Genomic DNA, 23,339 nt, shown 5'->3' on the forward strand with positions numbered 1-23,339 from the left:
GCGTCTTCCGAGCAGAAAAGAGCGGCCTGCCATGCGCGTGTACCTCCCCCTGACCCTCCCCGGGCTCGCGACGGCGCACGCGGCGGGAGAGCTCGGGCCCGGCCCGCTGACCGCCTACGCCGTCACGCCCGGGCTGCGCGAGTGGTACGTCTCGGACGACATCGAGGAGCTGGAGTACGCGGCGCTGAGCCGGGCCGCGGCGGCGTCGCTCCGGCTGCTCGCCGTGGACCCGGGGGCCCCCAGGCGCCGCGTCGTGGTCGCCGTGGACGTGCCCGACGGCGCCGCCTCGGCCGACCCGGACCGCGGCCTGGACGCGAGCGCGCTGGGCGAGGTGCGGATCGCGGGCGCGGTGCCGCTGGCGAAGGCAGCGGCGGTGCACGTGGACGCCGACGACGCGGTCACCGACGTCGCCGCGGCGGCCGACGCGCTGGGCGCGGCGGACCAGGGCGACGACGACGCCCAGTTCACGGTCGACGGCGCCGAGGACCACGAACTGCTGTGGTTCGGGGTGCAGGAGATTCCCAACCTCATCGGCTGACACCCCGCTGACCTGCGCTCTCGCCCACATTCGGGGCGCGGGCGGATCCGTTGTCAGTGGCGCTGGGTACCGTTCTCGCATGGGGAAGCGCACGACGCATCTGGTCTGGGACTGGAACGGCACACTGCTCGACGACATCGCGACGGTCGTCGAGGCGACCAACGCCGCCTTCGCGGAGCTCGGCCTCGCGCCGATCACGCTGGAGCGCTACCGCGAGCTGTACTGCGTGCCGATACCCCGCTTCTACGAGCGGCTGATGGGGCGGCTGCCGACCGAGGCGGAGTGGCTCGTGATGGACGACGCGTTCCACAAGCACTACTGGCTCCGGGCGGACGCCTGCGCGCTCACGGCGGGCGCGGCGGAGCTGCTCGCCGCGCGGCGGGCGGCCGGGCTCAGCCAGTCGCTGCTGTCGATGGCGCCGCACGAGCACCTGGTGCCGATCGTGCGGCGGCACGGCATCACCGAGCACTTCGTGCGGGTGGACGGGCGCACCGGCCCCTCGCACGGCAGCAAGGCCGAGCACATGGTGCGGCATCTGACCCTGCTGAGCGAGGCGGGCGAGGGCATATCCCCGGACCGCATCGTGGTGATCGGGGACGCGGTGGACGACGCTGTGGCGGCGGCCCATGTGGGCGCGCGGGCGGTGCTGTACACCGGGGGGTCGCACAGCCGTGCCAGCCTCGCGCTGGCGGGCGTGCCGGTGGTGGACACGCTGGCGGACGCGGTCGAGACGGCGGAGGCGCTGGCGGGCTGAGAGCCCTCCTGCCGCACGCGAGCGGGCGGGACCGTCCGCCGGGCCGCCACCGGCGCGGGATGCCCCCGGGCGCCTCGCACGGGCCCTACGGGGCCGCCCAGGCGTGCCCGCGCCGGGCCGCGCCGGACGAGCCGACCGCGCCGGACCCAGCCGGGCGCGCCGGACCCAGCCGGCCCGTGCCCGACCGGACCGCGTCCGCGCCCGACGCCTACGTCACCGGCGCTTTCGCCCGCAGCACCGTGAGGAACTCCCGCATCCAGGTGGAGTGGTCCGGCCAGGCGCGGGCGGAGACCAGGGTGCCGTCGACGACGGTTTCCGCGTCGCGGAAGTCGGCCCCGGCGGCCTGCATGTCGAGTTCGAGGGCGGGGTACGCGGTGACCCGGCGGCCGCTGAGGCCGCCGATCGCCGCCGTCAGGAGGGGGCCATGACAGATCTGGGCGACCGGCTTGTCCGTGTCGAAGAAGGCCTTGAGGAGCTTGCGCAGCTCGGGGTCGTTGCGCAGGTACTCCGGCGCCCGGCCGCCCGGGATCACCAGGGCGGCGTACTGGCCGGGGTCGACTTCCGAGAAGGCCAGGTCGGCCGGCCAGGTGTAGCCCGGCTTCTCGGTGTAGGTGTCGAAGCCCGGCTCGAAGTCGTGGACGACGAACTGCAGCTTCTTGCGGGCGGGGGCGGCGATGTGGACGTCGTAGCCTTCCTCGCGCAGCCGCTGGTAGGGGTAGAGGACCTCCAGCGACTCCGCCGCGTCGCCGGTCACGATCAGGATCTTGGCTGCCATCGGTGCTCCCGGAGTCGACCGTGCGTGCCTGGCTCGTACAGGGTGCGCGGGGCGCGTCACCCCGCTGTTCCTCGGGCTGTGCGGGGTGCGGCGCGCGGTGCCGCGAGGCGTACCGCGCGTACGGGGCCAACGTGCCCCGGTCCGGCCGGTTTGCCAAGAGGGCGTCAGGACGGCGCGCGTCGCTGTCCAGAGTGTCAAACTTCGGTCCCTGGTTTTGTACACATACGGCTCATGACGGTTCGGGGGGGCGGGGCGATAGCCTTGACCCGTGATCAGCGCGATATCCCGCAGGGGCACTGCCGCCCCTGCCCTGCGCCCGGAGTGCCACAGTGCCCGGGCCCTCGCTGATTCCCGTATCCCGGGCCCTTCGCCGAAAATGGCCAATAACGACCCGGGCATCTCTCATCGCGGCATAACGTCGACTCCGACCGGACACCCCGCGTCGTGGCGTTGCGCCGCTTCTACCTACGTCACGCAATGGCGCGCGACAGGAGCCAGAGGACATGCAGACCAAGCTGGACGAAGCCAAGGCCGAGCTGCTCGCACGGGCGGCCCGGGTAGCTGAGAACAGCCCGGTGGGGGGCCCCGGCGGTCTGGGGGGCGCCCCCCAGGACCGGGAAGCCACCATCGGGGCCGCAGGGGAGGAAGGTCCTGCCCGGGACGCCGTCCTCGGGTACCTCCAGCGCTACTACCTGCACACCGCTCCCGAGGACCTGGCCGACCGCGACCCGGTCGACGTCTTCGGCGCAGCCCTGTCGCACTACAGGTTGGCTGAAAACCGCCCCCAGGGCACGGCGAGCGTGCGGGTGCACACCCCGACGGTCGAGGAGAACGGCTGGACGTGCAGCCACTCGGTCGTGGAGGTCGTGACCGACGACATGCCCTTCCTGGTGGACTCGGTCACCAACGAGCTCTCGCGCCAGAACCGCGGCATCCACGTCGTGATCCACCCGCAGGTGGTGGTCCGCCGCGACGTGACGGGCAAGCTCATCGAGGTCCTGGACACCCCCGCGCAGGCCGGCGGTCTGCCGCACGACGCGCTCGTCGAGTCCTGGATCCACGTCGAGATCGACCGTGAGACCGACCGCGCCGACCTCAAGCAGATCACCGCCGACCTGCTGCGGGTGCTCTCCGACGTCCGGGAGGCCGTCGAGGACTGGGAGAAGATGCGCGACGCCTCGCTGCGCATCGCCGACGAGCTCCCCAAGGAGCCCAAGGCGGGCGATCTGCGCGACGAGGAGGTGGACGAGGCCCGGGAGCTGCTGCGCTGGCTCTCCGACGACCACTTCACCTTCCTCGGCTACCGCGAGTACGAGCTGCGCGAGGACGACTCGCTGGCGGCCGTGCCCGGCACCGGCCTCGGCATCCTGCGCTCCGACCCGCAGCACGGCGGCGACGACAGCCACCCGGTCAGCCCGTCCTTCGAGCGGCTGCCCGCCGACGCGCGCGCCAAGGCCCGCGAGCACAAGCTCCTGGTGCTCACCAAGGCCAACAGCCGGGCCACCGTGCACCGCCCCTCCTACCTCGACTACGTCGGCGTGAAGAAGTTCGACGACGAGGGCAACGTGGTCGGCGAGCGCCGCTTCCTCGGCCTGTTCTCCTCGGCCGCGTACACCGAGTCGGTCCGCCGCGTCCCCGTCGTGCGCCGCAAGGTCGCCGAGGTGCTGCGCGGCGCCGGGTTCTCGCCCAACAGCCACGACGGCCGCGACCTGCTCCAGATCCTGGAGACCTACCCGCGCGACGAGCTGTTCCAGACCCCGGCCGACCAGCTGCGCTCCATCGTCACCTCCGTGCTCTACCTCCAGGAGCGGCGCCGGCTGCGCCTCTACCTGCGCCAGGACGAGTACGGGCGCTACTACTCGGCGCTGATCTACCTGCCCCGCGACCGCTACACCACGGGCGTGCGGCTGCGGCTCATCGACATCCTCAAGGAGGAGCTCGGCGGCATCAGCGTCGACTTCACCGCCTGGAACACCGAGTCGATCCTGTCCCGGCTCCACTTCGTGGTGCGGGTGCCCGCGGGCACCGAGCTCCCCGACCTCACCGACGCCGACACCGAGCGCATCGAGGCCCGGCTGGTGGAGGCCGCCCGCTCCTGGGCGGACGGCTTCTCCGACGCGCTGAACGCCGAGTGCGGCGAGGAGCGCGCCGCCGAGCTGCTGCGCCGCTACGGCCACGCCTTCCCCGAGGGCTACAAGGCGGACCACTCGCCGCGCGCGGCCGTCGCCGACCTGGTCCACCTGGAGCAGCTCACCCACGGCCGCAAGGACTTCGCGCTCTCGCTGTACGAGCCGGTGGGCGCGGCCCCCGGCGAGCGCCGGTTCAAGATCTACCGCATCGGTGAGCAGGTCTCGCTCTCGGCGGTGCTGCCGGTCCTCCAGCGCCTGGGCGTGGAGGTCACCGACGAGCGCCCCTACGAGCTGCGGTGCGCCGACCGCACGCACGCGTGGATCTACGACTTCGGCCTGCGCCTGCCCAAGAAGATCATCGGCACCGGCGACTACCTCGCGGACGACGCCCGCGAGCGTTTCCAGGAGGCCTTCGCCGCCACCTGGACCGGCGCCGCCGAGAACGACGGCTTCAACTCGCTGGTGCTGCGCGCCGGGCTCAACTGGCGCCAGGCGATGGTGCTGCGCGCCTACGCCAAGTACCTGCGCCAGGCCGGTTCGACCTTCAGCCAGGACTACATGGAGGACACCCTCCGCGACAACGTCCACACCACCCGGCTGCTGGTCTCGCTCTTCGAGGCGCGGATGTCGCCGGGCCGCCAGAGCGCGGGCACCGAGCTCATCGACGGGCTGCTCGAAGAGCTGGACGGGGCGCTCGACCAGGTCGCCTCGCTCGACGAGGACCGCATCCTGCGCTCCTTCCTCACCGTCATCAAGGCGACGCTGCGCACGAACTACTTCCAGAAGAACGCCGAGGGCAACCCCCACGCGTACATCTCGATGAAGTTCGACCCGCAGGCGATCCCGGACCTGCCGGCACCCCGGCCGGCGTTCGAGATCTGGGTGTACTCGCCCCGAGTCGAGGGCGTCCACCTGCGCTTCGGCAAGGTCGCGCGCGGTGGTCTGCGCTGGTCCGACCGGCGTGAGGACTTCCGTACGGAGATCCTCGGCCTGGTCAAGGCGCAGATGGTGAAGAACACCGTCATCGTGCCGGTCGGCGCCAAGGGCGGCTTCGTCGCCAAGCAGCTCCCGGACCCGTCCGTGGACCGCGACGCGTGGCTGGCCGAGGGCATCGCCTCGTACAAGACGTTCATCTCGGCGCTGCTCGACATCACCGACAACCTGGTGGCGGGCGAGGTCGTGCCGCCGGCCGACGTGGTGCGCCACGACGAGGACGACACCTATCTGGTGGTCGCCGCCGACAAGGGCACCGCGACCTTCTCGGACATCGCCAACGACGTGGCGATCAGCTACGACTTCTGGCTCGGTGACGCGTTCGCCTCCGGCGGCTCCGCCGGATACGACCACAAGGGCATGGGCATCACCGCGCGCGGTGCCTGGGAGTCCGTCAAGCGGCACTTCCGTGAGCTCGGCCACGACACCCAGACCGAGGACTTCACGGTCGTCGGCGTCGGTGACATGTCCGGTGACGTGTTCGGCAACGGCATGCTGCTCTCCGAGCACATCCGCCTGGTCGCCGCCTTCGACCACCGCCACATCTTCATCGACCCCAGCCCGGACGCGGCCGTCTCCTACGCCGAGCGCCGCCGCCTCTTCGACCTGCCGCGCAGCTCCTGGGCGGACTACAACAAGGAGCTGCTGTCCGTCGGCGGCGGCATCCACCCGCGTACGGCCAAGTCGATCCCGGTCAACGCGCAGATGCGCGCGGCTCTGGGCATCGAGGGCGGCGTCACCAAGCTGACGCCCGCCGAGCTGATGCAGGCGATCCTCAAGGCACCGGTGGACCTGCTGTGGAACGGCGGCATCGGTACGTACGTGAAGTCCTCCGCCGAGTCCAACGCGGACGTCGGCGACAAGGCCAACGACGCGATCCGCGTCAATGGCGAGGACCTGCGGGTCAAGGTCGTCGGCGAGGGCGGCAACCTGGGTCTGACCCAGCTCGGCCGGATCGAGTTCGACCGCAACGGCGGCAAGGTCAACACCGACGCGATCGACAACAGCGCGGGCGTGGACACCTCCGACCATGAGGTGAACATCAAGATCCTGCTCAACGGTCTGGTCACGGACGGCGACATGACCGTCAAGCAGCGCAACAAGATCCTCGCCCAGATGACCGACGAGGTCGGCCACCTGGTGCTGCGCAACAACTACGCGCAGAACACCGCCCTGGCCAACGCGGTCGCGCAGTCGCCGTCGCTGCTCCACGCCCACCAGCGGTTCATGCGCCGCCTCGGGCGCGACGGCCACCTGGACCGGGCGCTGGAGTTCCTGCCGACCGACCGCCAGATCCGCGAGCTGCTGAACAACGGGCGCGGGCTCAGCCAGCCCGAGCTCGCCGTGCTGCTCGCCTACACCAAGATCACGGTGGCCGACGAGCTGATCCACACGGACCTGCCGGACGACCCGTACCTCCAGAAGCTGCTCCACGCCTACTTCCCGAAGCAACTGCGCGAGAAGTTCCCCGAGGCCATCGACGGCCACGCGCTGCGCCGCGAGATCGTCACCACGGTCCTGGTCAACGACACGGTGAACACCGGCGGTTCGACCTTCCTGCACCGGCTGCGGGAGGAGACCGGCGCGTCCCTGGAGGAGATCGTCCGGGCGCAGACCGCGGCCCGCGAGATCTTCGGCCTGAGCGCGGTGTGGGACGCGGTGGAGGCGCTGGACAACCAGGTCGACGCCGACGTCCAGACCCGTATCCGGCTCCACTCGCGCCGGCTCGTCGAGCGCGGCACGCGCTGGCTGCTCAACAACCGGCCGCAGCCGCTCCAGATCGCCGAGACCATCACGGACTTCGCCGAGGGCGTCGAGAAGGTCTGGGGCGAGCTGGCGAACCTGCTCAAGGGCGCCGACCTGGAGTGGTACCAGTCGATCCTGGACGAGCTGACCGAGGCCGGGGTGCCGGACGAGCTCGCGCGCCGGGTCGCCGGGTTCTCCTCCGCGTTCCCCTCGCTCGACGTGGTGGCGATCTCGGGCCGTACCGGCAAGGACCCGCTGGCGGTCGCCGAGGTGTACTACGACCTCGCGGACCGGCTGCGGATCACCCAGCTGATGGACCGGATCATCGAGCTGCCGCGGGCCGACCGCTGGCAGTCCATGGCCCGCGCCTCCATCCGCGAGGACCTGTACGCGGCGCACGCGGGCCTCACGCAGGACGTGCTAGCGGCCGGTGACGGCGTCGCGTCGCCCGAGCAGCGCTTCAAGGCCTGGGAGGAGAAGAACGCGGCGATCCTCGGCCGCGCCCGCACCACCCTGGAGGAGATCCAGGGCTCGGACGCCTTCGACCTGGCGAACCTGTCGGTCGCGATGCGGACGATGCGGACGCTGCTGCGCACGCACAGCTAGGCGCTTTGCCGCGCGAGGGGGCGCCCACCGTGTGGTGGGCGCCCCCTCGCGTCCGCCGGCTTCGTCTGCCGGCTTCCCCGGGCGGCTTCGCCCAGGTCAGCGCGTCGCCTTCCAGAGCGTGACCGTGCCCTCGAACGTCGGGATGTTCTTGTCCGTGGACGGCGTCACCTTGGTGATCTGCCACATGGCCAGATTGCCCTTGGTGGTCAGCGAGCACATGGTGTCGCCCGCCTTGATCAGGTGGTCGTCGTTGAGCGCCTGCGCCGAGGCGGAGTTGGGCAGCGGGTTCTGGAGGGCGCCGTCGCGGCACGCCTCGGGCGTGGTGCCGTTCGCCTTGCCGAGCGCCTGCTTGAAGTCCAGCCGGTCGTCGCGCGCCTCGAACTCGGTGTTGTCGTAGGCGAGCTTGCCCGTCGGGTCCACGGCCGGCACATCGAAGTCGATCTGCGTGGTGGCGAGCGATTCCGGGGTCCGTACGGTGATCGGCTTGTCCTGGAAGACCACCGTGTACGTGACGTTGGCGGGCGGGACCGAACTGTCGTCGCTCGGAGCGTCCGAGGGCGTGGCGGCGACGGGGGACTGCTTCGGCGGGTTCTTCTTGCCGACGGGCGACGACGAGGAACCGCCGCCCTTGGCCTGGTCACCGTCGTCGTCCTTCTTGGTGAGCCAGACCGCGGCGGCGGCGCCCGCGCCGACCGCCACGACCAGGGTGGCCGCCATCAGGACGGTACGGAGCCGGCGCCTTGGCTTCTTCTGCGGCGCGGTCGACGCCGGGGCGGGGGCCTGGGGGTGGTGGGCCTGGCCCTGCGGGTGGACGGAGGGCTGCTGCGCCGTGCCGTAGCCCTGCCCGTACGCCGTGTCGTACGGGGCGCCGTACGCCGTGCCGTAGCCGGGCACGGGGCCGGTCTGCGGGCCGGTCCCCTGCGCCGTCTGGGGACCTGTCGCCGGACCCGTCTGCGGGGCCGCGGGTGGCGGCGCGGGGGTGGCCGGAGGCGGTGTCGGCGGGGCCGTCTGCGGCGGGGCCGGGGGCATCGCCGGGGAAGCCGGGGAGGTGGTGGGCGGCAGCGGGGGCTGGGCCGGGGTGGGCTTCGGCGGTGTCGCGGCGGCCTGCTCGCTGCGGGCGATCTCCGCCGCCAATGCCTCCGGAAGCCAGCCCTTGAAGTCGCGCAGGGCGCGCCCCGACGCCTGCTCGCAGAGCGGGGCGAGGTCGGCCGGGGTGATGCGCTGCGCCGGATCGGCGGTCAGCGTGCACTCCAGGAGCGGGCGCAGCTCCGCCGGGTAGCCGCTCAGGTCCGGCGGGCGGTGGGCGGAGTTGGCGATCTGCGCGGCCACGGTGATGGCGCCGCCGTCGCCGTACGGGTGGCGGCCGGTGGCCGCGACGGCCGCGATCAGACCGAGCGAGAACACGTCGGTGGCGGACGTGAGCGGCTCGCCCAGCGCGTGCTCGGGCGACATGTACTGCGGCGTGCCGATCATGCCGCCGCTCGCGGTGAGCTGGGTGGCGTCGGCGGCGCGCGCGATGCCAAAGTCGATCACGTACGGGCCGCCGGAGCCGAGCAGGACGTTGCTGGGCTTCAGGTCGCGGTGGATGACCCCGGCCGCGTGGACGGCGGTCAGCGCCTGGGCGGCGCAGCCGACGAGCTGGAAGACGGCGGGCAGCGGCAGCGGGCCGAACGAGGCCAGCGCGTCGTGCAGGGAGAGGCCCGGCACGTACTGCGTGGCGAGCCAGGGCTGGGCGCCGCTGGTGTCGTGGTCCACCACCGGAACGATGTGGTAGCCCTGCACCCGGCGGGCGGCCTGCACCTCCTGCTCGAAGCGGCGCCGGAAGTCGGCGTCCTGCCCGTACTCCCGGCGGATCACCTTGAGCGCGACCGGCTGGCCGCCGCGGGTGTGCGAGAGGTAGACCGTGCCCATGCCGCCTTCGCCGATGCGGGCGAGGAGCTGGTAGCCGGCGGTCTCGCGCGGGTCCTCGGGTCCCAGTGGCCTGAGTGTGTCGCCGGATCTGCTGATGGTTCCTCCCCCGTCATGGCACCCGACGTGCCGTCAACTGCTGCGGGCGCAGAGCCTACGCGGACGGCCGCCGCCGGTACTACTCAGCTCCGGAACGCCTGCTCCCGCGCACCCGCCGGATGAACTCGGCCGCGTCGGCGTCGCGGACGGTCAGGGGTGCGGTCGGGGGCACCGCCGGGACCGTGGGCGCGTCCGGCAGCGCCATCCGCAGCCTCGCCGCCGCCTCGGTCGCGCCGATCGCGGCCAGATGGGGCGCGGGAAGCCAGCCCGCGAAGTCCAGCGGGCCCCGGCCCGAGAGCCGGCGGCACAACGCCGCCAACTCGGCCGCGCTAGGCCGCTCTTCGGGCCGGGCGGCCAGACAGAGCCGGAGCACCTCGCGCAGCGGTTCGGGGTACGGCGCGAGGTCCGGCGGCTCGCGGTCGGTGCCCGCGATGCGCGCGGCGACCGCGAGGGCGCTGCCCCGTCCGTACGGATGCTGCCCGGTGGCGGCGAGGCCGGTGAGCAGCCCGAGCGCGAACACGTCGGCAGCGGGGGTGAGTTCGCGGCCCAGGGCGTGCTCGGGCGACATGTACTTCGGGGTGCCCACCAGCCGTCCGGTGGTGGTGAGCCGGACCGCCCCGGCGGCCTTGGCTATGCCGAAGTCGAGCAGCCAGGGGCCGTCGGCGGCGAGCAGCAGGTTCCCTGGTTTCACATCGCGGTGGATCACCCCGGCGTGGTGCACGCAGTCCAGTGCGCGGGCCGCGCAGGCGAGCAGGTGCAGCACGGCTTCGGGCGGCAGCGGTCCATGTGCCTGAAGGGCGTCGTCCAGCGGGACGCCCGGGATGTAGCGGGTGGCGAGCCAGGGGCGGGGGCCCTGCGCCGAGTGGTCCAGGACGGGGGCGACATGCGCCCCGTACACCCGCTGGGCGGCCTCGACCTCGCGCGCGAAGCGGCGGCGGAACTCGTCGTTCTCCGCGTACTCCCTGCGGATCAGTTTCAGCGCCACCGGCTGGCTGCCCCGGGTGCGGGTGAGGTAGACGGTGCCCATACCGCCCTCGCCTATGCGGGCCTCCAGGACATAGCCGGAGATCTGGCGCGGGTCGTCCGCGCGCAGCGGCGGAAAACGGGTGTCGGACACCACGATCCCCCTTCCCCCAGGGCCTCTTGCGGCGCTGCCGAGGCCTTCGTGCCGATGGGGAACGAGACTATCGCGGCCCACTGACAGCGGAGGGCGCAGTCGTCGCCGTCCACAGCCTGCGGCACGAGAGCAGCGCGGCGGCCAGCAGCAGCGCGTTGCGCAGGACCATCAGCGAGGTGCCGACCGGGGTCCCGGCCATGACCTGGTCGTACAGGGTCGGGAAGGCGAGGGCGCTCAACGCGGCGGCGGGCAGCATCAGGAGCGCGACGGGCCGCTGGCTGGTCTGCCGGGAGGTCAGGCACACGGCGGCCAGACCGAGGAGCCAGACCAGGTACTGGGGGCTGATCACCCGGCTGGTGACGGTGAAGAGCAGCACCGCGCACAGGGCCGCGTCCGCCGGAGTGGCGGCCGTCCAGCGGCGCGCCCTGACCCGCCACAGCAGCAGCCAGCAGAAGGCGAGCGCGGTCAGGGCGAGGGCGAGCCCGGCCACGGAGGAGACGTACGGGCCGGTGAACTCCATGGCTCCGTAGCGGTAGACGACGCGGCCCGGCCAGTGCGCGAGGAGGTGTGCGAGCTGGAGGGCGGTGCCGCCGAGCGATTCGATCTGCACGCCCCGGCTGCCCTGCTGGCGCAGGAAGTCCAGGGTGTGGCTGAAGCCGAGGGCGAGGACGGCGAGCAGCGCGGCTGCCGCGCCGAGCGCCGCCGTCCACGACGCGCGCGTGGTGCGACCGCGCGGGGTCCCGATCAGGGCCAGCGCGGGCCACACCTTGACCAGCGCGCCGACCCCGGCGAGCACCCCGCTCAGGCGCGGCGTGCGCCGTAGGCAGAGCAGGGCGGCCACGGCCGGGGCGGTGACCAGGACGTCGTAGCGGCCGTAGGGGAGGTGGAGCAGCAGCGGCAGGCCGCCGATCCAGGCCCAGACGCCCGCCGCGCTGCCCGCCGGGCGGGACCCGGCCCGTACGAGGGCGACGGCGATCAGCGCGTCGGCCGCCAGGGTGAGCCCGACGAACGCCTGGAAGAAGGTGAGGAACGGCAGCAGCGCGGGGGAGAGGATCACCACGCCGGCGCCCGGCGGGTACTGCCAGGTGGGGTCGCCGTACGGGAAGTGACCGGCGGTCAGCTGCCCGTACCACTGGCGGTACAGCACGTACACCTCACCGCTGACCCCGCCGACGCCGATGGAGTCGTCGACGAGGAGGAACAGCATCAACGCGCGCGTGGCGAGCCAGGTGGCGGCGAGGACGGCGTACCGGATGCGGCGGTCTGCGGCGCCGGGCCGGGGGGCGGTGGACGGAGTGGGGACACGCAGCTGCTGGGTCGTCATCGCCCAGAAGTTTAGTCCGTTTTGGGATATTTATTCGTACCGGTGTGACCCTAATTTTTCCGGTTGTGCATTATTTCTTTCCGGTGTATTCCTCGTACGCCGCGACCACCTCGTCGGCCGGGCCGTCCATCCGCAGGACTCCCGACTCCAGCCAGAGGGCCCGGTCGCAGGTCTGCTTGATGGTGCCGTTGCCGTGGCTCACCAGGAAGACCGTGCCCGCCTCGGCGCGCAGCTCCTCGATCCGCTCCCGGCTGCGCCGCTGGAAGCGGGCGTCGCCGGTGGACAGCGCCTCGTCGATCAGGAGGACGTCGTGGGACTTGGCGGCGGCGATGGAGAACCGCAGCCGGGCGCCCATGCCGGAGGAGTAGGTGCGCATCGGGAGCGAGATGAAGTCGCCCTTCTCGTTGATCCCGGAGAAGTCGACGATGTCGTCGTAGCGGTCCCTGACCTCCTCGCGGGACATGCCCATGGCGAGACCGCCGAGGGTGACGTTGCGTTCGCCGGTGAGGTCGTTCATCAGCGCCGCGTTCACGCCCAGCAGGGACGGCTGGCCCTGGGTGAAGATCCGGCCGCTCCTGGTCGGGAGCAGGCCCGCGACGGCCTTCAGGAGGGTGGACTTTCCCGAGCCGTTGGAGCCGATCAGGCCGATCGCCTCACCCTTGCGGGCGACGAAGCTGACGCCCTTGACGGCGTGCACCTCGCGGACGCCGGGGGTGGCTTTGCGGGAGGCGATCCGGCTGAGCGCGGAGGTCGCGCTGCCCCTTCCTTTGGAGGAGCCGCCGTTCACCCGGTAGACGACGTGGACCTGGTCGGCGATCACGGTGGGGGCGCCGAGCGCGGCGGCGGTGCCGGTCACGGCGGGAGTGCTGTCAGCCACGTCCGTACGTCTCCTCTGCCTTCCAGAAGTAGAGGAACCCGGCGACGAGGGCGAGGAGCGCCCAGCCGCCCGCGACCGCCCACACGTGCGGCGGGAGCTGGGTCGCCCTGAAGCTGTGGATGAGCGCGAAGCGCATCAGGTCGATGTAGACGGCCGCCGGGTTGTACTGGAGCACCTGCACCAGGCCGTGCGGCAGCGAGCTGCGGGTCATCAGCTGCGGCAGGCTCCACATGACGCCCGAGACGTACATCCAGGTGCGCAGGACGAACGGCATGAGCTGCGAGATGTCCGGGGTCCTGCTGGCGACGCGGGCCATGGCGAGCGAGAGGCCGGTGTTGAACATGGCCTGGAGAACCAGCACCGGCACGGCGATCAGCCAGGAGAGCCCCGGGTAGACGCCGACGGCGACCAGGATCATGGCCAGTGCGGCGATGGAGAACAGCAGCTGCTGGAGCTGCTGGAGCGCCAGCGCGACGGGCAGGGACGCGCGCGGGAAGTGCAGGGCGCGCACCAGGCCCAGGTTGCCGGTGATCGCGCGCGTGCCCGACATGATCGAGTTGGCGGTGAAGGTCCAGATGAAGACGCCGGTCACCAGGAACGGGGTGTAGTCCGGGACGCCCTGCTTGGTGCCCATCAGGACGCCGAAGATGAAGTAGTAGACCGTCGCGTTGAGCAGCGGTGTCATCAGCTGCCAGATCTGGCCCAGCTTCGCCTCGCTGTACTGCGCGGTGAGCTTGGCGGTGGCGAACGCCGAGATGAAGTGGCGGCGCTCCCAGAGCTGGTGGACGTACTCCTTGAGCGAGGGCCGGGCGCCGCTGACCGTCAGGCCGTACTTGGCGGCCAGTTCGGCGGCGCTCAGGCCCTGGTCGGGGTCGGCGGGCCGGGGGTCCTGTGCGGGGACGGGCGGCGCGGGCGGGGCCGGCGGTGCTGCGGTCTGGCTCACAACGGTCGCTTTCGACGTGGCTTCGCGGGCGGGCTGTCGGGCAGTCGGGAAGTCGGGTGGGGCCGGGCGGGGGCGTGCGGTCCGGCCCGGGGTGTGTCTCCCGGCCGGGGTGCCTTCGTGGCCGGGGCGTGGCCGGGCGGTGAACCCGGGGTGACGACGGGACGGGACCGTATCGTCGTCACGGTGAGAGTAGGACGCCCCGACGTCGCAACGCAACCGTCTCGTCGTATCGCTATGCTCAGGACATGACCCACTCGGACGCCCCGGCCCCGGCCCCCGCCGAACCCCAGCGCCGTGCCCCGGCAGGAGCCGCCGTGCTGCGCTCGGACGTGACCGAGGCCATCCGCAAGGCCGTGTTCGAGGAGCTGGCGGCGGTCGGGTTCGCCCGGATGTCGATCGAGGGCATCGCGCGCCGCGCCGGAGTGGGCAAGACGGCCGTCTACCGCCGCTGGAAGTCCAAGCTGAGCCTGGTCCTCGACCTGGTGTCCGCCTTCGCCGCACAGGGCCTCCCGGTGCCGCACACCGGCTCGCTGTACGGGGACATCCGGGCGCTGCTGGCGGTGGCGTCGCTCGCCCTGCGCCACCCGGTCGCCTCCCAGGTGATCCCGGACCTGCTGGTGGAGTCCGTCCGGCACCCGGAGATCGCCGACGCCATCAAGGAGGCGTTGCTCGACGGGCAGAAGGGCGTCGCTGCGGTCGTCGTGCGCGAGGCCGTGGAGCGCGGCGAGCTCCCCGGGGGCACCGACCCGGACCGCGCCCTCGACCTGATCGTGGGACCGCTGTACTGGCGCCTTGTGGTGGTCCGGGGCGACCTGCCCAAGGGCTATCTGGACGATCTGGCCACGTCGGCTGTGGCGGCGCTGAAGGCGACGGGCTGAGACCTCCCCCGGCCGCGGGCCGCCCGCCCCGCCCGGACGGTTCCCCCGGACGGCCGCCCTCCCGGCGCCGCGCCGCGCTCAGTACGCGACCCGGGCCAGCACCTCCCCGCTGCGCGGGCTGAACGCGACCACCACCGCCTCCTCGGGCAGGCGCTCCTTCGGTGTGAGCAGCAGCCAGCGCACTCCGTAGCGCCGGGCGATGGCCGCGCGCGCGTGGCGCGGCGTCGACGGGGACAGATAGCGCGCCACCGCCGCCTTGCGGCGCAGCCGTTCGGGCTCCGCGAGCGCCGGGTCCGGCCAGACCGGGGCCACCAGGAAGGGCCCGTACCCGGGCAGGGAGCGCACTACGTAGTAGCCGTCCGCCAGCACCGTCTCCCCGGGCGGGATGTGCTGGGCGGCCCAGCCGTACGTGGCCCAGTGCGGCGGGCGCTCCACACTCCGTACGCCCAGGCTCGGCGCCACCGCCCCCGCCTGGGCCGAGACGAACCCGAGGCACGCCCCGGCCGCCGCGAGCGGGGCCAGGGCGCGGCGGGCCGCCGACCAGGGGCGCGGCCGGGCCACTTCGACGGCGAGCGCGACCTGCGCGGGCACCGGGGCGAGGGCGAGCAGCCGGCCGTAGGTGTAGTGGCCGCTGGCCCAGCCGTACAGGACGACCAGCGCGAACAGCAGCGTCATCAGCGCCAGCGGGTCGCGCCGGTCGCGGCGCAGGCGCAACAGCAGGGCGGGGCCGCCGAGCAGGGCCGCCAGCCAGTAGCGACCGGTCAGATTTTCGTACAGCGCCCTGTGCATGGAATCGATGCCGGTGTCACCGACGAGTGTGAAGATGTCGCAGTACGGCCAGGTCACGGCCACCGCGAACGCGCCCGCCCCCGCCAGCGCCCAGTGGACGGCCGTCGCGCGGTTCCACGCCCCCTTCCGCGCGAGGGCGAGCCCGGCCGTGCCGATCACCGCGGCGATCGCGGTGATCGGGTGGACGAGGACGACCACGCCGGTGAGCACGCCGAGCGCGGCGTACTCCAGCGGGGCCGCCCGCCATCGGGCGGTCCGCGAGGAACGTGCCGTCAGCCGGCCCGCCAGGGCCCAGATGTGGAAGGTGAGTCCGATGGCGAAGGTACTGGGGTAGGACAGGTTGCCGGTCATGGACAGCAGGCCGAGGAACCCGCTCCACCAGGTCACCGCGGTGCCCCACAGCACCGACGAGAAGACCAGCGCGAACACCGGCGCCCACGCGCGCGGGGAGAACAGCCGGGTGAAGCGGCCGAGCCCGGTGATCAGGACCAGCAGGTTGAGCGGCCCGAAGAGCCGCACCACCATCCGGCCCGGCAACTCGGTGAGGTGCGCGAACAGGCCCTGGACCACGGAGTACGGCGAGAAGTACGGGCTGCCCGCGCCCGGCAGGTCCGCCATCGGGTGGGCCGGGGCCAGCAGATCGGCCTTCAGGCGCTCCACCACGGCGGCGTGCGTGCCCAGGTCGCAGCAGAACGGCACCCGCCAGGCCGCCGCCGACATCACCACCCAGAACACCCCGCCCAGCACGAAGTACGGCGTGACGCGCCAGGCGGGGCCCGGGGGCGGCGCGTCGGCGGGGCGGGCGGCCGCGCGCCGGGGTGCCGGAAGCCGGGCGGGACCGGCGGGAGGAGAGGTGCGCACAGGTCATCGGTTCCTTGGGGGTGCTGTTCCGCACCGGCATCCCGTCTCCATCACCCGATCAGCAGCCCGCCGTCAGCCGGTCGAGGACCCGGCCGCCCGGGGAGCGGCGCGCGCGAGCACCGCGACCGCCCCCACTGCCACGGCCCGCGCCCCGTCACCCGGATGGACGGGCCGAGGTGACCGCCCCCGCGTTCGAGGGTTGGGCACGCGGGAGCGCGAGCACCCCCGTCCGCCGGCGGGAAGGCGCTCCCCGTGACCGGCGCGGGGCCCGAGGGCGCTAGACCAGCCCCGCCGTTTCGCGCCGGGCCGCGGCCGCAGGCGCGGGCGCGGGGCGGCGGTCCTCCAGCGGCACCACCGGCGGCCGGCCGCCGCTCTGGTCGAGGAAGACCCGCCGCACCACCCGCTCCGCCGCGTGCCCGTCGTCGTGCGGACAGAACCTGGCCCGGAACGCGGCCCGCAGCTGGGCCGAGCGGGAGCCGCGCCAGTGGCCGGTGCAGAAGATGTCGATCAGCTCGTCCTCGGTGCGGGCGACCGCGCCCGGCGGGAAGGCCCGCAGGTCGAAGTAGGTGCCGCGGGCGGCCTCGTAGGCCTCCCAGTCGTCGGCGTGGATGACGATCGGACGGTCCAGGTTGGCGTAGTCGAACATCAGTGAGGAGTAGTCGGTGACCAGCGCGTCGGCGGCCAGGCACAGCTGCTCGACCGACCGGTGCCCGCTGACGTCGATGATCCGCGGGTGCGTGACCTCGGCCAGCGGCGCGCCGTACGCGGGGTGGGCGCGGGTGAGCAGCACGACGCCGGGGCCAAGCGTCCGGGCCACGCGCTCCAGGTCGAGGGGGCGGTGCTGGCCGCGCCGGTAGTCGCGGTGCGTCGGCGCGTACAGGACGGCGGTGGCGCCCGGGGGGATGCCCAGGCCGTCGCGGAGCCGGGCCACGTCCGCCGCGCTCGCCCGGTGGAAGACGTCGTTGCGCGGATAGCCGTATTCGAGCGTGGTGCAACCCGAGGGGCGCGTGCGCTCCCAGGTGAGGGTGGAGTGGAGGTTGGCGGAGAGGCTGTAGTCCCACATGTCGCTGCCGGCGACCAGGGCGGCGAAGTCGGTGTCGCGGGCGGCCGCCGGACGGTCCATCAGGTCCAGGCCCATGGTCTTGAGCGGGGTGCCGTGATGGGTCTGGAGCAGCACCTGGCCCTTCCGCTTGACCAGCCGCCCGTCGAACTCCACGTTGCTGACCAGGTACGTGGCCCGGGCCAGCGCCGTCCAGTACGCGAAGGTGTCCGGCGCCACCCTGGCCGTCGCGGGCGGCACCGTGTGCAGGTGCGCGGGCGCCGCCACCCAGGTGGTGCGCACCCGGGGCACCAGCTCGCGCACCTTCGCCTCGATCGCGGCCGGGTTGCAGGCGTACCCCCCGTTCCCGTACGCGCTGAAGACCGCCTCGTCCCGCAGCGGCAGCCGCAGCTGGATCCGGTAGTGCAGGTGGAGCACTCCCGAGCGCAGGGCGCGGCCGAGCGCGCGCAGCGACCGTCCCGCGCGGGCGCGCACGGCGCCGAGCGCCTCAAGCCCCAGCAGAGCCCGGTGGGCGCCGAGCCGCACCAGGCCGTGCCGCACCCGCACGCGCAGGGTGCGCGGGCCGCCGCCCGGGACGCGGTGGCGGCGGTATTGGGCGCGGGCACGCCGGAAGAACTCGGCGCGGCTGCCGCGCGGCAGGCGCGCCCGGGTGGTGAACACGGCCAGGAAGTGGTCGGCCATCCGCCGGAACACCAGCGGGCGCAGCGGGGCCAGTTCGGGGCGCTCGTCGATGAACGCGAACACCCTCTCGTACTGCTCGAAGAGGTCGAAGTGGCGGCGGCCGGTGGTGGACAGCAGGCCGCCGTGGCGGCGTTCGCGGTGGTGGACGCAGATCCGGTCCAGGGTGGCGAGCGTCCCGGCGGCCAACAGCGCCGGATACGTCCACGGCACGTCCTCGTAGCAGCCGGCGGTGAAGCCGAGGCCCTGCTCCTCGACGAACGCGCGGCGGTACGCCTTGTTCCACACCGCGCCCGTGAGCCTGAGCAGCCCCGGCCGGTCCGCGAGCCGGAAGGTGGCGGGACCGGTCTCGGTGAGCTGGGCGGCGGCAGGGTCGCGGACCTGCTCGCCCGACGGGGACGTCCGCGCGTGGTCGTAGCGCGCGTGGCCGTAGACCAGCACGTCCGGGTCGCCGGTCTCCTTGAGCCGGTCCGCGACGGCCTGGAGGGCGCCGGGGGCGAGGGCGTCGTCGGCGTCGAGGAAGAGCACGTAGTCGCCGGTGGCGTGGGCGAGCCCGGCGTTCCGGGCGGGGCCGGGGCCTGTGGTGGAGGCCAGGTGCAGGGCGGTGACGCGGCGGTCGCGGGCGGCGTGTTCGTCGAGGATCGCACCGGACGCGTCCGGTGAGCAGTCGTCCACCGCGATCAGTTCCAGATCGTCGTACGACTGGCTCAGCACCGAGCCCAGACAGTCGTGGAGATGGGCCTGGACCTTGAACACGGGAACGATCACGCTGAACCGGGGCATGGCCCGTAGAACGGCGGATGGCACGAACGGGTTACGCCGGGGCGGCACGCGGGGTGAAGCCGTGGCGCACGCTTGACGCGGCCGCCCGGACGCCCGGACGCGCCGTCCGGACCGCGCCGCCCGGACCGCGCCGCCGGAGCCCGGTCCGGTTACTTGACGGCGCCCGCCATCACCCCCGACACGAACTGCCGCTGGAAGGCGAAGAAGACGGCCAGCGGGATGACCATGGAGACGAAGGCGCCGGGCGCCAGGACGTCGATGTTGTTGCCGAACTGCCGTACCTGCTGCTGGAGGGCGACCGTGATCGGCGGGTGCTTGGAGTCCGCGAAGATCAGCGCCACCAGCATGTCGTTCCACACCCACAGGAACTGGAAGATGCCGAGCGAGGCGATCGCCGGGCCGCCGAGCGGCAGGACGACCCGGGTGAACAGGCGCACCTCGCCCGCCCCGTCGAGTCGCGCGGCCTCCAGGAGCTCCCGGGGGATCTCCGCGAAGAAGTTCCGCAGCAGGAAGATCGCGAAGGGCAGGCCGAAGGCGACGTGGAAGGTGATGACACCGACCGTCGTCTCGAAGATGCCGATCTTGCCGAAGAGTTTGGCGACGGGGACGAGGGCGACCTGGACGGGGACGACGAGCAGGCTCACCACGACCATGAACCACCAGTCCCGGCCCGGGAAGTCCATCCACGCGAAGGCGTATCCGGCGAACGAGCCGATGACGACGACCAGGACGGTCGCGGGCACGGTGATCATCACGGTGGACAGCAGCGAGTCGGTGATCGTGCTGTTGTCCAGCAGGCTGGAGTAGTTGTGGAAGGTGAGCTGGGACGGCTCGGTGAAGACCTTCCACCAGCCGCTGGCGGCGATGTCGGAGGAGCCGCGCAGCGAGGACAGCAGCAGCCCGACGGTCGGCATCAGCCAGAACAGCCCGACCAGGACGAGGAAGACGCGCAGCGCCCCGCCCCCGGCCCGGGCGGCGATCCGGGCGGGCAGCGACTGCTTGGCCTTGACGACCCCCACGACTGTCATCGCCCGGCCTCCCGCCGCATCCTGCGGATATTGCTGTGCTGTCCCGGGGGGCGACCCCCGGACCCCCGGCAGGGGGTGGTCGCGGCGTGGCTCGTCGTCATCGCCCGGCCTCCCGCCGCATCCTGCGAATATTGAAGAGCATCACCGGTATGACCAGGACCAGCAGCAGGACCGCGATCGCGCTGCCGACGCCGAGATCGGCGTCCGTGCCGAACGAGGAGCGGTAGAGCTGGAGCGCCAGTACGTTGGCGTCGTCCTGGCTGGAGCCGGGCGCGATGATGAAGATCAGGTCGAAGATCTTCAGTACGTTGATCATCAGGGTGACCAGGACCACGGCGAGGACGGGCGCGAGCAGCGGCACGGTCACCCGCCGGAACACCTGCCACTCGTTGGCCCCGTCCACCCGTGCCGCCTCGAGGAGTTCGCGCGGCAGCCCGGCGAGTCCGGCCGCGATGAGCACCATCGCGAACCCGGCCCACATCCAGATGTACGAGCCGATGATGGCGGGGGTGACGAGGGTCGGGCCGAGCCAGTTCACGCCGTTGTAGGGCTCGCGGAAGTTGCTCCGGGGCAGCCGCAGTCTCGCCCCGTCCGCCTTCGCGGGCAGCGTGAAGGTCCCGTCCGCGCGGGCGGTGGCGGTCGCGACGACCCGGCCGTCCCGTACGGCTTCGATCTTGAGGCCCTTGAGGCCCAGCTCCTTGGAGTCGATGGTGTTGGGCCTGCCGCCGCCCCCCTTAGTGAAGTCGAGCCAGGCGGTACCGGTGATCTCACCGGGGCCGGCGGCGGCGGGCCGCGCCGGCTTCGCGGACGACGGCATCTTCTCGGCGGGCACCCCGACGAGCGGCAGCAGCGCGCTCTGCCCGGCGTGGACGGCATCCTTGGTCACGAAGGAGCCCCCGCCGCCCGGCCCGAGAGGGGCGGCGGGCAGCGGACGGGCGCGGGGGAAGCCGGCCGACTCGGCGAAGGTGTCGTGCACCCCCACCCAGACGGCGTTGGCGACGCCCCGGTCCGGGTCCTGCTCGTACACCAGCCGGAAGATGATCCCCGCGGCCAGCATCGAGATCACCATCGGCATGAAGACGATCAGCTTGAACGCCGTTCCCCACCGCACCCGTTCGGTCAGTACGGCGAAGATCAGCCCAAGGACGGTGGCGATGGTCGGGGCGCAGACCACCCAGATCGCGTTGTTCTCGACGGCCTTCAGGATGGTGTCGTCGGTGAAGAGCGTCTTGTAGTTGTCGATCCCCGCGAAACCGTCGCCGGACCGGTCGAAGAACGAGCGGTAGACCGAGTACCCGATCGGATACACCACCAGCGCGCCCAGCAGGACGAGCGCGGGCAGCAGGAACCCGGCGGCGAGGTAGACGCGCGTCCCGGTGACGCTCCTGACGGTCCCGCGGCCGGGCGGGGCGGCGGAGGGCGGGGGAGGGGCGGGCGAGGCGGGCGGCGGTACCGGCGCGGTGGTCATGACCGGGTCAGTTCTTGTACGCCGCGGCCGCGTCGGCCTCCAGCCTGGCCTGGGCGCCGCTCACGTCCTTGGGGTTCTTCAGGAAGTCCTGGAGGTCCTTCCACTCACCCTTGCCCGGCGTGCCGCCGAAGGACTGCGGGGCCTGGTCGGACATGTCGAACCGTACGTCGTCCCCGGCCGCGATCAGGGCCTTGGCGATGTCGCGCTGGACGTCGTTGGGGTACGCGGCGAGGTCCGTGGCCTTGTTGGGCGAGATGTACCCGCCCGCCGAGGCCCAGACCTTGGCGGCGTCCGCGGAGGCCAGCCAGGTGAGCAGGGCCTGGGCGCCCTTGGTGTCCTTGAGCGCGACGGCCGCGTCTCCGCCGGTCACGACGGGCGCCTTGGCGCCGACGGCGGGGAACGGGAAGACCTTCGCGTCCGTACCGATCTTCGCGCTGGTCTGCGCGATGTTGATGCCGACGAAGTCGCCCTCGAAGACCATGCCCGCCTTGGGCTGGTCGCCGCCGGTGAAGGTCTGGGTGACGGAGGCGGGGAACTCGGTCTGGAGCGCGCCGGTCGCGCCGCCCGCGATGAGGTCGGGCTTGCCGAAGAGCTGGCCGAGGGTGGTCAGGGCGTCCTTGACCGACGGGTCGGTCCACTTGAGCTGGTGCTTGGCCAGTTGGTCGTACTTCTCCGGGCCCGCCTGGGAGAGGTAGATGTTCTCGAACCAGTCGGTGAGGGTCCAGCCGTCGGCGCCGCCGACGGAGACCGGGGTGACGCCGGAGGCGGAGATGGTGTCGGCGGTGGCCAGGAAGTCCTTCCAGGTCTTGGGGACCTGGGCGCCCGCGGTGTCGAAGACCTTGGTGTTGTACCAGACCAGGGACTTGTTGGCGGCCTTGAAGTACACGGCGTATTGGGTGCCGTCGACCGCGCCCAGGTCCTGCCAGACCTTGCTGTAGTTCTTGGCGAGCTGGGCCTTGGCGTCCGGGCCGACGGGCTTGACCCACTTCTTCCGCACGGCCTGCTGGATGGCGCCGACCTGCGGCAGCATGGCCACGTCGGGCGGGCTGCCACCGGCGATCTTGGTGCCGAGGAAGTTGACGATGGGGTCCTGGGCGGGGACGAACGTGACGGTGGCGCCGGTACGGCTCTCGAACTCCTTCAGCACCTTGACGAAGTTGGCCTGCTCGGGGCCGGTCCACACCGCGGCCACTTCGATCTTCTGCCCGTCGAGGCGGGGGAGGGTGACGGCGGCCGCCGTGCCGGACTTGCCGGGCGCCGGTTTTGTCTCGTCGTCCTTCTTGTCGTCCCCGCAGGCGGTGGCGGTGAGGGCGAGTGCCCCGACGATGGCCATCCCGACCAACTTCCGGCCTGTACGCATGAGTGTGCCGCCTCCCGCTCACCGAGGTCGTCGTCCCGTCCGGACAGTCCTACGCCGGGTGCGGGGGCCCCGCAATACCGCGTTCGCTGTCAACTGGGTGATCGTGATGGGGTCGTGACGTGGGGTCAGTCCGCGAAGCGGTTTCGGTCCGGGGTTCGTCTGCGGCCCGCCTGTGGCCCGTCTGTGGCCCGTCTGTGGCTGAGCGCGCAGTTCCCCGCGCCCCTGATTGCCCCGGGGGTCGGGGTTTGTCTGCGGGTGGTGGGTGGCTGGTCGCGCAGTTCCCCGCGCCCCTGACTGTCCCGGGGGTCGGGGTTTGTCTGCGGGTGGTGGGTGGCTGGTCGCGCAGTTCCCCGCGCCCCTGATTGCCCCGGGGGCCGGGACCTTGTCTGCGGGTTGTTGGTGGCTGAGCGCGCAGTTCCCCGCGCCCCCGGCTGCCTAGGGGCGCGGGGAACTGCGCGAGCAACCCAGCACGGTCCGCAGGCGAAAGACGGCAGCCCGGGGCGGAGCCCCGAAGCGGGGTCAGGGGCGCAGCCCCGGGGTGGGGTCGGGGGCGTGGCCCCGGGGTGGGTCCGGGGGCGTGGCCCTGAAGGGGGGCGGGGGCAGCCCCGAAGGGGGTGTCCGGGGG

The 23,339-nt window shown here is 72.5% G+C and carries 15 protein-coding genes; 4 read left to right on the forward strand and 11 right to left on the reverse strand.

The features are described from left to right. Positions 1–31: 31 nt before the first annotated feature. Together ABZ404_RS20140 and ABZ404_RS20145 are read left to right on the forward strand one after the other, a co-directional pair. The gene (locus ABZ404_RS20140) at positions 32–538 is read left to right on the forward strand and encodes a hypothetical protein (protein ID WP_358990637.1); all 507 of its coding nucleotides are present in this window, start codon (positions 32–34) and stop codon (positions 536–538) included. 79 nt (positions 539–617) lie between these two features. Continuing rightward, positions 618–1,292, forward strand: a complete 675-nt coding sequence (locus ABZ404_RS20145) for an HAD family hydrolase (RefSeq protein WP_358836965.1) — start codon at positions 618–620, stop codon at positions 1,290–1,292. 208 nt (positions 1,293–1,500) lie between these two features. Here ABZ404_RS20145 and ABZ404_RS20150 read toward each other — a convergent pair whose 3' ends face one another. Continuing rightward, positions 1,501–2,067, reverse strand: a complete 567-nt coding sequence (locus ABZ404_RS20150; protein ID WP_358836964.1) for a DJ-1/PfpI family protein — start codon at positions 2,065–2,067, stop codon at positions 1,501–1,503. 503 nt (positions 2,068–2,570) lie between these two features. Between ABZ404_RS20150 and ABZ404_RS20155 the strand changes: the two genes are divergently transcribed. Next, on the forward strand, positions 2,571–7,541 hold the full coding sequence (locus tag ABZ404_RS20155; protein ID WP_358836963.1) for an NAD-glutamate dehydrogenase: 4,971 nt from the start codon (positions 2,571–2,573) through the stop codon (positions 7,539–7,541). A gap of 96 nt (positions 7,542–7,637) precedes the next feature. Here the strand turns inward: ABZ404_RS20155 and ABZ404_RS20160 are convergent, their stop codons facing one another. The 5 genes from ABZ404_RS20160 to ABZ404_RS20180 form a co-directional block, all read right to left on the reverse strand. After that, positions 7,638–9,548 carry a serine/threonine-protein kinase gene (locus ABZ404_RS20160; protein WP_358990661.1) on the reverse strand — a complete coding sequence of 637 codons (1,911 nt, stop codon included), beginning with the start codon at positions 9,546–9,548 and terminating at the stop codon, positions 7,638–7,640. 79 nt (positions 9,549–9,627) lie between these two features. Then, positions 9,628–10,665, reverse strand: a complete 1,038-nt coding sequence (locus tag ABZ404_RS20165) for a serine/threonine-protein kinase (RefSeq protein WP_358835300.1) — start codon at positions 10,663–10,665, stop codon at positions 9,628–9,630. A gap of 67 nt (positions 10,666–10,732) precedes the next feature. Beyond that, positions 10,733–11,872, reverse strand: a complete 1,140-nt coding sequence (locus ABZ404_RS20170) for a glycosyltransferase family 87 protein (RefSeq protein ID WP_358835303.1) — start codon at positions 11,870–11,872, stop codon at positions 10,733–10,735. Between the two features lie 187 nt (positions 11,873–12,059). Further along, positions 12,060–12,866, reverse strand: a complete 807-nt coding sequence (locus tag ABZ404_RS20175; protein ID WP_358835299.1) for an ABC transporter ATP-binding protein — start codon at positions 12,864–12,866, stop codon at positions 12,060–12,062. Continuing rightward, positions 12,859–13,725 (reverse strand): ABC transporter permease, encoded by an 867-nt coding sequence (locus tag ABZ404_RS20180; RefSeq protein WP_358835302.1) that lies wholly within the window; start codon positions 13,723–13,725, stop codon positions 12,859–12,861. The genes ABZ404_RS20175 and ABZ404_RS20180 overlap by 8 nt, the downstream gene beginning before the upstream one ends. Positions 13,726–14,054: 329 nt before the next feature. Between ABZ404_RS20180 and ABZ404_RS20185 the strand changes: the two genes are divergently transcribed. Continuing rightward, on the forward strand, positions 14,055–14,687 hold the full coding sequence (locus tag ABZ404_RS20185; protein ID WP_358835298.1) for a TetR/AcrR family transcriptional regulator: 633 nt from the start codon (positions 14,055–14,057) through the stop codon (positions 14,685–14,687). A gap of 78 nt (positions 14,688–14,765) precedes the next feature. Here ABZ404_RS20185 and ABZ404_RS20190 read toward each other — a convergent pair whose 3' ends face one another. The 5 genes from ABZ404_RS20190 to ABZ404_RS20210 all read right to left on the reverse strand — a co-directional run bounded on the left by ABZ404_RS20190 (position 14,766) and on the right by ABZ404_RS20210 (position 22,714). Beyond that, entirely contained in the window at positions 14,766–16,223 is a 1,458-nt protein-coding gene (locus ABZ404_RS20190; RefSeq protein WP_358835301.1) for a hypothetical protein, read from the reverse strand. A gap of 391 nt (positions 16,224–16,614) precedes the next feature. After that, entirely contained in the window at positions 16,615–18,858 is a 2,244-nt protein-coding gene (locus ABZ404_RS20195) for a bifunctional glycosyltransferase family 2 protein/CDP-glycerol:glycerophosphate glycerophosphotransferase (RefSeq protein WP_358835297.1), read from the reverse strand. Between the two features lie 149 nt (positions 18,859–19,007). Continuing rightward, a complete protein-coding gene (locus tag ABZ404_RS20200) occupies positions 19,008–19,886 on the reverse strand; it encodes a carbohydrate ABC transporter permease (RefSeq protein ID WP_358835296.1) in 879 nt (292 codons plus the stop codon). A gap of 97 nt (positions 19,887–19,983) precedes the next feature. Beyond that, positions 19,984–21,354, reverse strand: a complete 1,371-nt coding sequence (locus ABZ404_RS20205; RefSeq protein WP_358835295.1) for a sugar ABC transporter permease — start codon at positions 21,352–21,354, stop codon at positions 19,984–19,986. Between the two features lie 7 nt (positions 21,355–21,361). Beyond that, the gene (locus ABZ404_RS20210; protein WP_358835294.1) at positions 21,362–22,714 is read right to left on the reverse strand and encodes an ABC transporter substrate-binding protein; all 1,353 of its coding nucleotides are present in this window, start codon (positions 22,712–22,714) and stop codon (positions 21,362–21,364) included. Between the last annotated feature and the right edge of the window lie 625 nt (positions 22,715–23,339).

It is taken from the genome of Streptomyces sp. NPDC005878, assembly GCF_040629815.1.
Lineage (GTDB): Bacteria > Actinomycetota > Actinomycetes > Streptomycetales > Streptomycetaceae > Streptomyces.